The organism is Nocardia sp. NPDC058497 (genome assembly GCF_042720195.1).
Lineage (GTDB): Bacteria > Actinomycetota > Actinomycetes > Mycobacteriales > Mycobacteriaceae > Nocardia.
In genome coordinates this window covers 1-10,478 of sequence record NZ_JBHXMY010000177.1, presented here as the reverse complement: position 1 = coordinate 10,478, position 10,478 = coordinate 1, and the positions used below count along the sequence as shown (strand labels likewise).

12 protein-coding genes are annotated in these 10,478 nt (G+C 69.5%); 9 read left to right on the top strand and 3 right to left on the bottom strand.

Features of this window, described 5'->3' with window-relative positions:
* Positions 1-91 precede the first annotated feature (91 nt).
* From ACFWPJ_RS14575 to ACFWPJ_RS14545, 7 genes are all read left to right on the top strand, one after another.
* A complete protein-coding gene (locus ACFWPJ_RS14575; protein ID WP_378851230.1) occupies positions 92-448 on the top strand; it encodes a YraN family protein in 357 nt (118 codons plus the stop codon).
* Complete coding sequence (locus ACFWPJ_RS14570; RefSeq protein ID WP_378851226.1) at positions 448-1,956, top strand: YifB family Mg chelatase-like AAA ATPase; 1,509 nt, start codon at positions 448-450, stop codon at positions 1,954-1,956. Before ACFWPJ_RS14575 ends, ACFWPJ_RS14570 begins: the two co-directional genes overlap by 1 nt.
* Positions 1,953-3,128, top strand: coding sequence for a DNA-processing protein DprA (gene dprA / locus ACFWPJ_RS14565; RefSeq protein ID WP_378851223.1), 1,176 nt, complete (start codon positions 1,953-1,955; stop codon positions 3,126-3,128). The genes ACFWPJ_RS14570 and dprA overlap by 4 nt, the downstream gene beginning before the upstream one ends.
* Positions 3,129-3,746: 618 nt before the next feature.
* Positions 3,747-4,670 (top strand): tyrosine recombinase XerC, encoded by a 924-nt coding sequence (locus tag ACFWPJ_RS14560; RefSeq protein WP_378851220.1) that lies wholly within the window; start codon positions 3,747-3,749, stop codon positions 4,668-4,670.
* A 436-nt stretch (positions 4,671-5,106) separates the two neighbouring features.
* On the top strand, positions 5,107-5,472 hold the full coding sequence (locus tag ACFWPJ_RS14555) for a YidH family protein (protein WP_378851217.1): 366 nt from the start codon (positions 5,107-5,109) through the stop codon (positions 5,470-5,472).
* Positions 5,469-5,777, top strand: coding sequence for a DUF202 domain-containing protein (locus tag ACFWPJ_RS14550; protein WP_378851214.1), 309 nt, complete (start codon positions 5,469-5,471; stop codon positions 5,775-5,777). Before ACFWPJ_RS14555 ends, ACFWPJ_RS14550 begins: the two co-directional genes overlap by 4 nt.
* Before the next feature lie 204 nt (positions 5,778-5,981).
* Positions 5,982-6,350: a hypothetical protein gene (locus ACFWPJ_RS14545; protein ID WP_378851211.1), complete on the top strand. Its 369-nt coding sequence runs from the start codon at positions 5,982-5,984 to the stop codon at positions 6,348-6,350.
* Positions 6,351-6,545: 195 nt separating this feature from the next.
* Here ACFWPJ_RS14545 and ACFWPJ_RS14540 read toward each other — a convergent pair whose 3' ends face one another.
* From ACFWPJ_RS14540 to ACFWPJ_RS14530, 3 genes are all read right to left on the bottom strand, one after another.
* Positions 6,546-7,058, bottom strand: coding sequence for a DUF1990 domain-containing protein (locus tag ACFWPJ_RS14540; RefSeq protein ID WP_378851208.1), 513 nt, complete (start codon positions 7,056-7,058; stop codon positions 6,546-6,548).
* A gap of 51 nt (positions 7,059-7,109) precedes the next feature.
* Complete coding sequence (locus ACFWPJ_RS14535) at positions 7,110-7,577, bottom strand: M23 family metallopeptidase (RefSeq protein WP_378851228.1); 468 nt, start codon at positions 7,575-7,577, stop codon at positions 7,110-7,112.
* A gap of 284 nt (positions 7,578-7,861) precedes the next feature.
* On the bottom strand, positions 7,862-8,287 hold the full coding sequence (locus ACFWPJ_RS14530) for a hypothetical protein (protein ID WP_378851205.1): 426 nt from the start codon (positions 8,285-8,287) through the stop codon (positions 7,862-7,864).
* A gap of 412 nt (positions 8,288-8,699) precedes the next feature.
* On the opposite strand from ACFWPJ_RS14530, the gene rpsB reads away from it, so the two are divergent.
* Positions 8,700-9,563 (top strand): 30S ribosomal protein S2, encoded by an 864-nt coding sequence (gene rpsB / locus ACFWPJ_RS14525; protein ID WP_189024364.1) that lies wholly within the window; start codon positions 8,700-8,702, stop codon positions 9,561-9,563.
* A gap of 108 nt (positions 9,564-9,671) precedes the next feature.
* The coding region (tsf, locus tag ACFWPJ_RS14520) for a translation elongation factor Ts (protein WP_378851201.1) at positions 9,672-10,478 on the top strand (807 nt) is incomplete at its 3' end.

Here is a 10,478-nt window from a genome sequence, read left to right as displayed (position 1 = left end):
GTTGTCCACCGGCCGGCGGTTGTCCACAGGTTTGTTGTCCGCCCAGGTCGGCGGGCGGCTGCCGACGGTGCGAGTCGGCATGCTTCGACTCGTGGCAGACAAACAGGCGCTCGGCGCATACGGGGAGAAGCTGGCCGCGCAGTATCTGCGTGAGTCGGGAATGGAGATCGTCGCCCGCAATTGGCGATGCCGGTACGGCGAGCTGGACCTGATCGTCCAGGACCCGACGATCACGGCCTTCGTCGAGGTGAAGACGCGATCGGGGCTGGGTTTCGGGACACCGGCCGAATCGGTCACCTTCAGCAAACAGCAGCGGATCCGGCGGCTCGCGCTGCTGTGGCTGGCCGAGCAGGAAGGGCCGTGGCGGCGCATCCGGTTCGACGTGGTGTCGGTGCTGGTCCCGCGGGGGCACCGGCCGGTCATCGACCATCTGGCCGGGGCGTTCTGATGGCGCTCGGTCGGGCGTTGTCGGTGGCGGTGACCGGTGTCGACGGTCAGCTGGTGGAGATCGAGGCCGATATCGGTCAGGGTCTGCCTTCGGTGAATCTGGTCGGCCTGCCCGACACGGCGCTGCAGGAATCGCGTAACCGGGTGCGCTCCGCGGTCGCCAACACGGGAGAGAAGTGGCCGGACGGGCGCGTGATCCTGGCGCTGTCGCCTGCCACGCTGCCGAAGGTGGGCAGTGTCTACGATCTGGCGCTGGCGGTCGCGGTGCTCGACGCTTCCGGTGCCGTGCCGGGGGAGCGGCTGGCCAAGACGGTGCTGCTCGGCGAACTGGCTCTCGATGGGCGGGTGCGTCGCGTGCGTGGGGTGCTGCCCGCCGTCATCGCGGCGCGTACCGCGGGCTTGCCGACCGTGGTGGTGCCCGCGGAAGCGGTGGCCGAAGCGGGGTTGGTCGAGGGGATCGAGGTGCTCGGTGCGACGAGTTTGCGGGCGGTGGTCAGCTGGTTGCGTGGTGAAGGCAGCCTGCTGGAACCGGACGGGATCGTGCCGGGGCCGCAGGCTCCCAGCGGCGACCTGAGCGATGTGGTCGGTCAGGACGAGGCGCGCTGGGCGCTGGAAGTCGCGGCGGCCGGTGGTCACCACTTGTTGTTGACGGGTCCGCCCGGCATCGGCAAAACGATGCTGGCGCAACGTCTTCCGGGATTGATGCCGCCGCTGTCGGAGGTCGAATCGCTCGAGGTCACCGCGATCCATTCGATGGCGGGGTCGCTGTCCGCCGAACAGCCGTTGATCACCCTCGCGCCGTTCGTCGCACCGCATCATTCGACCTCGGTGACCGCGATGATCGGCGGCGGTTCCGGGATGGCCAGGCCCGGTGCGGTCAGCCGGGCGCACCGGGGCGTGCTGTTCCTCGACGAATGCGCGGAGATCGGCACGAAAGTGCTGGAGGCACTGCGCACTCCGCTCGAGGAGGGAGAGGTGCGGATCGCCCGGCGTGACGGTGTCGCACGCTACCCGGCCCGGTTCCAGCTCGTGCTGGCCGCGAATCCCTGCCCGTGCGCGCCCGCCCGGGATGTCGACTGCATCTGCGCGCCGCTGGCTCGGCGCCGCTATCTCGGGAAGCTGTCCGGTCCGTTGCTGGACCGCATCGATATCTGGGTGCAGATGCGCGGTCAAGCGGGTGCGACCTTCGGCGACGAGCAGGCCGAGACCAGCGTCACCGTGGCGGCTCGGGTGGCGCACGCCAGGACACTGGCCGCGCAGCGCTGGAGTGCCGACGGGTGGGCGACGAATGCCGAAGTGCCCGGTCATATTCTGCGACAACGGTTCCGATTGCCCCGCGAATCGATCGCACCGATCGAGACGGCGTTGCGGCTGGGCCGGATGTCGGCCCGTGGCGCGGACCGGGCGATCCGGGTCGCCTGGACGGTCTGCGACCTGCGCGGCGGTGAGGTCCCGGCGGTTCAGGATGTGTTGTCGGCCTTGAACTTCCGGCAGCGGGGTGCGCAGTGAGCGGGCTGGGGGATGCCCGGACCGGAGCAGTGGACCTGGACACCGACGAGCGCCGGCTCGCGTGGGTGTATCTGTCGCGGGTGGTGCAGGGGCCGTGTGCGCCGTTGTCGGCCCTGATCGCCTCGGTCGGGGTGTGCGAGGCGGCGCGGGCCGTGCGCGAGCACGAACTGCCGGAAGCTTTGCGTGGACCGACGGCGGCCCGCCGCGAGATCGATACGGCAGCAGCCGATCTGGACGCGATTACGCGGCTGGGTGGGCGGGTCATCACGCCGGATGACGACGAATGGCCCGGCTGGCGGATGCTCGGACTGGATCAACTCGATACCGACCGCGATCGCGAAGGCGCGGTGCCGCTCGTGCTGTGGGCGCGCGGCCCGCTGTCCCTACAGGCCGCGTCCGAACGTGCTGTCGCCGTGGTCGGTTCGCGATGCAGCAGCGGTTACGGCGTGCAGGTGGCCGGCGAGATCGCCTGCGACCTGGCCGGGCGGGGCTGGACCATCGTCTCCGGCGCGGCATTCGGCATCGATGCGGCCGCGCACCGGGCGGCGCTCGCCGTCGGCGGTTCGACCGTCGCCGTCCTCGCCTGCGGCATCGACCGGCCGTATCCCGCCCAGCACGACCGCCTGCTCGCCGCCATCGCCGACACAGGCCTCGTCCTCAGCGAGTATCCGCCAGGCACGAGCGCGCAGAAACACCGCTTCCTGGCCCGCAACCGGCTCATCGCGACCCTCGGCGACGGCGTCCTCGTCGTCGAAGCGGGCCTGCGCAGCGGCGCCCGCAACACCGTGAAATGGGCCCGCCGCCTCGGCAGACCCGCCATGGCGGTCCCCGGCCCTGTCGGATCCGCCTCATCGGCAGGCTGCCACCGCATGATCCGCGAGGGCGAAGCACTCCTCGTTACCCGTGCCGAAGACGTCATCGACGAGGCAGGCCCACTCCGCCTCCCGCTCGCCGACACCACCGCCGACCCCGCGGCGCACCTGCGCGGCGCCGAAGCCGACGTCTACGCGGCCCTCCCCGCCATCGGCTCCCGCCTCCCCCTCGAACTAGCCCAGCAATCCGGCCTCGATCTCGCCACCGTCCGGGCCGTCCTCCCCGGCCTGGAACTCGCCGACCTGGTCGGCTGCGATTCCGACGGGTGGTTCCGCACCCGAGGCCGCGGCACGAGGTGAGCGCGGTTGTATCGAAACGTGCTGCCAGATCAGGTGGGCTGCGATTCCGGCGGATGATTCCGCGCTCGAGGCCGCGGCACGAAGTGAGCCCGGTTGTATCGGAAGGCGCTACCAGATCAGGTGGGTTGCGATTCCGACGGGTGGTTCCGCACCGGAGGCCGCCGCACGGGGTGAAACCGGTTGGGGCGGGGAGCGCGACCAGTCGGCGAGTTCCAGGTTGGGTGGGCGGCTGCCAGCGAGATAGCTGGTTCCGGGAGTGGCGGTGGAACTCGCACGTGAGTTTGTGTGGGCTGAGTTCGGTTGTGCGAGTGAGAGTGGTACTGCACTCGAATCCGTCACCCGAGGTGAGCACGGTGATGCGGAGCTGACCGAACAGGGTTCCGGGCAGGTTTCGCAGCTACACCCGAAACCCCGCACGACGCCCGCTCGCTGAGGTCACCGGCGCGGGTCGGACCGGTGTGATCGGGCATACCTGGCAGGTGTCGAGCGCGATCGAGCGATGCCGACAGGACCAGGGTGGGTCTGGCGGACCGTGCATCATGGACGCGGGGCGGTGGCGGGCCGTCCGGTGCGGCGTGGTGGGTTGCGTGGGATGGCGGGAAGGGTCACGGTGGGTGAATGGATGTGTTGCCCGATGATCTGACTGCGCTGCTCACGGAGTTCGGGCGGCATCTGCGGTTGGGGCGGAATCGGTCGGCGCATACGGTGCGGGCTTATCTCGGGGATGTGCGGTCGTTACTGGAGCATCTGTATGCGCGGTCGGCTGATTCGGCCGTGCGGGAGCTGGATCTGCCGTTGTTGCGGTCGTGGCTGGCCGAGCTCGCCGCATCGGGGGCTGCGCGGACGACGTTGGCCCGGCGAGCCTCTGCCGCAAAGACTTTCACCGCGTGGCTGACCGACACCGGGCGCTTGGCGGTCGACCCGGGGTTGCGGTTGCAAGCGCCGCGAGCACATCGGGTTTTGCCTGCCGTGCTGGCACAGGGCCAGGCGGTGCAGGCCATGGATGCCGCGGAATCCGGTGCTGCCCAGCAGGATCCGATGGCCCTGCGGGACCGGCTGATCGTGGAGTTGTTGTACGCCACCGGAATCCGGGTCAGCGAGCTGTGTGGGCTCGATATCGACGACATCGATCGGGAACGCCGGCTCGTCCGTGTTCTCGGCAAGGGCAACAAGGAGCGTTCGGTGCCGTTCGGCGGTCCCGCCGACACCGCGCTCGACGCCTGGCTCCGTGCGGGCCGCCCGTCCCTCGTCAACGAGCACTCCGGCCGAGCACTGCTCCTCGGGCAACGCGGCCGCCGCCTGGACCAACGCCAAGCCCGCACCGTCGTCCACGAGGTTGTCGCGGCAATCCCCGGCGCACCCGACATGGGCCCCCACGGACTACGCCATACCGCCGCCACCCACCTCCTCGAGGGCGGCGCCGACCTCCGAGTCGTCCAGGAACTACTGGGCCACGCCAGCATGGCAACCACCCAGCTCTACACCCACGTCTCGGTAGAGCGCCTCAAACGAGTACACGACCAGGCCCATCCCCGCGCGTAACCGGCGCGCCCGAACATGTGATCGGTGCGGTCCCCGCGAGGGCGACCGGCGCGACCGCGCGTGTGACCGGCGCCCACGCTTGGCAAGGCGTACCGGGTGTGTGAGCGGTGTAATCCCGCGGGGTGACTGGCGTACCCGGGTGTAGGCGGATGCATCCCCAGTGGATGACCGGTGCAATCCCGCGTGGTGACCGGCGTAGCCGGGCGCGTGGTGGGTGCATGTCCGCGTGGGTTACCGACGCACCCGGTGCGTGCGTGAGCGGTGTGCCCGCATGCGTGACCTGTGCACCCAGTGCGTGAGTGTGGCGCCGGCGTGCGCGCCCGGTGTGCCTGGGCGGGGACCGGTGCGGCCCGGTGCGTGAGCGGCGCGCCCGCGTCGTGCTGTTGCGGTGGCGTCCCCGGTCGGCACGGCAAGATGGGGAACGGAGGTGGTGGTGATGGCGTTGCCCGAGGTCGGGGGCGAATCCGAGGACGGTGAGGAGGAGGTCGACTATCGGTTCACCCTCGCCAACGAGCGCACGTTTCTGGCCTGGATCCGGACCGCGCTCGGCCTGCTCGCCGGCGGTGTCGCCGTGCACACCCTGGTCCAGCCACTGCGCCTGGCCGGGCTCGGCGGTGTCATCGCGGTGAGCTGCCTGGTGATGGCGCTCGCGGTGGCGCTCGGGGCTTTCCGGCACTGGCGCCGGGTCGATGTCGCGATGCGGGTAGGGCGACCGCTTCCCGGCACGATTCTGGTTCCCGTGCTGTCGGTCGGCGTGGCACTCGTCGCCGCTCTCGCCTGCCTGGCAGTGCTGTTGTCATGACAGTGCCCACCTTGGCGATGGAGCGCACCGCGCTGGCCTGGCGCCGCACCTCCCTGGGCGCGGCGGGCTGCGCCCTCCTGTTCGCCCACCAGGTCACCCGCGACGGCTGGCCGACCAACACGCTCCCGCTGGCCGCCGCCCTGGTGGCCTTCCTGCTGACCTTCCTCGGTTGGTCCCGCGGACGCGCGCTCCACCACGGGCAGGTGACTACAGGCGGCCGTGTCGTGGTGACCGCAACTCTCGCAGTGACAGTCATCGCGCTCATCGCAGTCAGCGGCGTGCTGGTCGACCGGCTGTTCGACTGAGCCCTCGGCCGAGCGGCACGGCGACCGCGCGAACGCAATCCGTCGGGTGCCGCTCGCACCCAGCGCTTGTCCCTGCAGCATCGATCGGCCTCAGCGCCTGCCGCGACTCGCGCGTGCAGTTGCTCGACGACGACTTCCACACCCTGCCGACCGCGGTGAGAACTCGCTCGACGCACCCCAAACCGGCAATTAGGCTCGTCGAGCATGCCTCCCGGATCTTCGGACCAGCCCGATTCAGCCCTGCGCGAGCGCCTGCGCGCCGCTTTGAAACCTGCGATCAGGGCCCGCGACCGCAGTGCGATCTCGGCACTGCGTTCCGCGCTGGGAGCGATCGACAATGCCGAGGCGATCGACGCGGCAGAGGTGAAAGCCGGTGCGCTGGAAGACAGTGCGGTCGGCCTCGGCGCCGCCGAAGCTCGCCGCCGCGACCTCACCGAAGCCGACATCGCAGACATCGTGCGCCGGGAAATCGGCGAAAGACGAGACGCCGCAGCCGAATACGACCGCCTCGGCGCCACCGACCGCCGCGATTCCCTGACCGTCGAAGCAGACACCCTCGCCGCCCTCCTCTGACCACCGCCCCAACGACCCGATATCGCTGCTGGCACCCCAGAATTCGCGTCGGTGACCCGAGGACCGAGCCGGCCAACGCGGCGGTTGGAGTCGGCGCCTGGGCTGATGCCGGGCGCTGGAGATCCCGCACGGGCAATCTTGCGTGAGCCATGCATCGGCGCCTGAGGTCATGTCGGGTACCTGGTCGAAGGGGGCTCAGTTGTTCGTCGGAAGGGTGTTCAGGTACCGGTGGGCGAACCAGCGCTGGATCAGCCGGACGACGGGACCGCCCAGCCGCACATACCAGGTACCTGGCCGTGAGAAGGCGGTGACCAGTCCGTACACCGTGTCGTCGGTGGGGTCGTATTCGACGGCGAACAGTTCTTCGCCTGCCTCGGGGTGGCCGGGGAGGGTGCCGTAGGCGAATCCGCGGCGGTCCGGTTCGTCCAGGATGTAGACGACGCGGCAAGGTGCGACGATGCCGATCGGGCGTGGACCCAGGCGGACCGTCAATTCCGTTCCCACCTGGGCGGTTTCGGTATCGGCGCGGTCGAAGATGCCGACATCCTTCTGCATTCCGAACGCGAGGATATGGGTGGCGGCGCGGTCGAACAGGGCGCGGCCGTGGCCGATCGGCCTGCGATGCCGGAACCGGTGATATCCGGACGGCAATGTCGCGCGGGTGGCGCCCACGTCGGGGTAGGTGAACGGCGCTGGTTCCTCTGGCACACCCTGATTCTCGTCCCGCCGCCGAAGTCCGTGGCCTGGTGGTGTGACACATCACGCCTCCAGCGGCTTCAACCGGACCGGCACCTCGTGCAGCAGACCCAGCGGATCGACATACTCGCGCCTGCCGTGCTCGCTGGCTTCCCGCCGCGCGCCCCAATGCAAACAGGCGGCGGCCGGACACCCCTCATGCCCGGCCACCAACGTGCCGATCGGCGTACCCCGGCTCACCCGTCTCCCTACGGTGACCTGCGCTTCCACCGGCTCGTAGGTCGTCCGCAAACCACCGGGATGGTCGATGGACACCACCGGCTTGTCCGCGACCACCCCAGCGAACACGACGATGCCGTCGCCCGCGGCAAGCACCACCTGCCCAGCGCTGCCTGCCAGATCCACCCCGCGATGCCCGGGCAGCCAGTTCCGTTCCGGTTTGTCGAAGCGTCGTTCGACGGTCGGCCTCGGCCGCAACGGCCACCCGAACACCCCCACCTCGGCCGCAACGACTGGCGCACCCCCGAGCATCACCGCTACCAGCCACAGCGCCGCGACACTGCGCCCCGCCACCCGGCCTGTGCCGGTGACGATCCCAGCGCGACCGGTGGTCGGACGTGCCGCATCCACGGACTCCACCGAGTGCCGACAGCGGCGCTCCCGCCGGGGCGACTTCACCAACCCGTGGCGTGCCCACAGAGACGACCCCACGAACCGACGACGAGGACGCCGAGACCGAGGAGCCGGTTTCCGGCTACGACGCCGGCATCCATACCCCGAGACCCATCGGCGCACAGGAGTCCCCCACACCGAACTCAGCGATGCGGCCGAGGCGCAGGCACACGCTGCGGCGTCGCGAGCGTCCGCAGGAGATCACGCAGCACGGTAGGCAACTCCGCCGCCGACCCGCTCGCACCACCGCGGACGACGATCTCGACCTCGATCGGCGTTGCTGGACGACCCGCCTCCCCGCGCGCCGGCGGAGGTGCGCCGGTCAGATCGTGGACCGTCACCCGGACCGGAACCGGCGCGGGAACGGCCCCATCGCGCGCGGGAACAGTAGGCCCCGCTGCCCCGTGCCGCTCCGGTGGCGTAGTGGGCGAAACGGCACCACCACCGCCCGAGCACACCGGCGTGATCGGTACCCGATCACCGGGGTGAGCCGCGACCGGCGCCGCCAGCACTCCGGCCGCGCACACCAGCGGAAACGTGAAGATCAGAGTTCGCGTGAAGATGTTCATGCACCTACTCTCGGCGCCGGACAACCCGGCCGGCGGCCCGGTTCGCCGAATGTGGACAACTCCGCCACATGTGGATACCGCGCACTTCACCGCAGGTATGGGCGGTCCGCGCACGGGGCGATTTCGGCCAGAGCGCCGGTCCGCGTAGACTGATCAACGCGGTTTGTGCTCAGCAGCGAGTGTGTGCACAGCACGGACCGACTTCGCGCGCCACCCGTGCTCGTCCATCCGGTCGTCGCTCGTTATGCAGACGGTCCGCGAGGGCATGTCAGCGCGAGTTCTCCAGCGGATGAACAGTGAAATCGTCGGCTGGTCCCGGTTTTCCGATCGGGTCCGGCGGTTTCGGTGGCGCCAGGGCAGTCGATCGCCGATCGGCTGCGTCAACCGGCAACGAAAGAGAGATACGGGAGCTATGGCTGTCGTAACTATGAAGCAGCTGCTCGACAGCGGCGCGCACTTCGGGCACCAGACTCGTCGGTGGAACCCGAAGATGAAGCGGTTCATCTTCACCGACCGCAACGGCATCTACATCATCGACCTGCAGCAGACGCTGACCTACATCGACAAGGCCTACGAGTTCGTCAAGGAGACCGTCGCCCACGGTGGCACCGTTCTCTTCGTCGGCACCAAGAAGCAGGCCCAGGAGTCGATCGCGGCCGAGGCGACTCGCGTCGGGATGCCCTACGTCAACCAGCGCTGGCTGGGTGGCATGCTCACGAACTTCTCGACCGTCCACAAGCGCCTGCAGCGCCTGAAGGAGCTCGAGGCCATGGAGCAGACCGGTGGCTTCGAGGGTCGCACCAAGAAGGAAATCCTCATGCTGACGCGTGAGATGACCAAGCTGGACCGCACCCTCGGTGGTATCCGCGACATGGCCAAGGTGCCCTCGGCCATCTGGGTCGTCGACACCAACAAGGAGCACATCGCCGTCGGCGAGGCTCGCAAGCTGAACATCCCGGTCATCGCGATCCTGGACACCAACTGCGATCCCGACCTGGTCGACTACCCGATCCCGGGTAACGACGACGCGATCCGTTCCGCCGCTCTGCTCACCAAGGTCGTCGCCTCCGCGGTGGCCGAGGGCGTGCAGGCCCGCGCGGGCCAGGCTTCCGGCGACGCGAAGCCCGAGGCCGGCGCCGGTGAGCCGCTCGCCGAGTGGGAGCAGGAGCTGCTGGCTCAGGCGACCCCGGCCGCCGAAGCTGCCGTCGAGACGCCCGCCGAGGCCGAGGCCGAGGTCAAGGCCGACCCGGCGCAGCACACCCCGGCCGACTTCTGAGCTGATCGGTAGCTCTACGTTCACCTTGCCGGCCCTTCTGAATTCAGAAGCGGTCGGCAAGGTGGTGTAAACACCCAAGCACCCCACACACGAGGAGGCTCGCCCCCGATGGCGAACTACACCGCTGCTGACGTGAAGCGGCTCCGGGAGCTCACCGGCTCCGGCATGATGGACTGCAAGAACGCGCTGGCCGAGTCCGACGGCGATTTCGACAAGGCCGTCGAGGTGCTGCGCATCAAGGGCGCCAAGGATGTCGGCAAGCGTGCCGAGCGCGCGACCGCCGAGGGTCTGGTCATCGCCAAGCACGGCGTCATGGTCGAGATCAACTCCGAGACCGACTTCGTCGCCAAGAACGCCGAGTTCCAGGAGCTGGCCGAGGCCGTCGTCACCGCTGCCGCCGCCGGTAAGCCCGCCGACCTCGACGCCCTCAAGGCGCTCAAGCTCGACAACGGCACCGTCGACGAGGCCGTGCAGGCGCTGGCCGCCAAGATCGGCGAGAAGCTGGAACTGCGTCGCGTCGTCTCCTTCGACGGCCCGGTCGCCACCTACCTGCACAAGCGTGCTTCGGACCTGCCGCCCGCCGTCGGCGTGCTGGTCGAGTACACCGGTGAAGGCGACGCCGCCGCCGAGGCCGCCCGCGCCGCCGCCATGCAGGTCGCCGCGCTCAAGGCTCGCTACGTCACCCGTGACGAGGTTCCGGCCGAGCTGGTCGAGAACGAGCGTCGCGTCGCCGAGGCGACCGCCCGTGAAGAGGGCAAGCCGGAGGCCGCGCTGCCGAAGATCACCGAGGGCCGCGTCAACGGCTTCTTCAAGGACGTCGTCCTGCTCGAGCAGGCGTCGGTCACCGACTCGAAGAAGACCGTCAAGGCCCTCCTGGACGAGGCCGGTGTCACCCTGACCCGCTTCGCCCGCTTC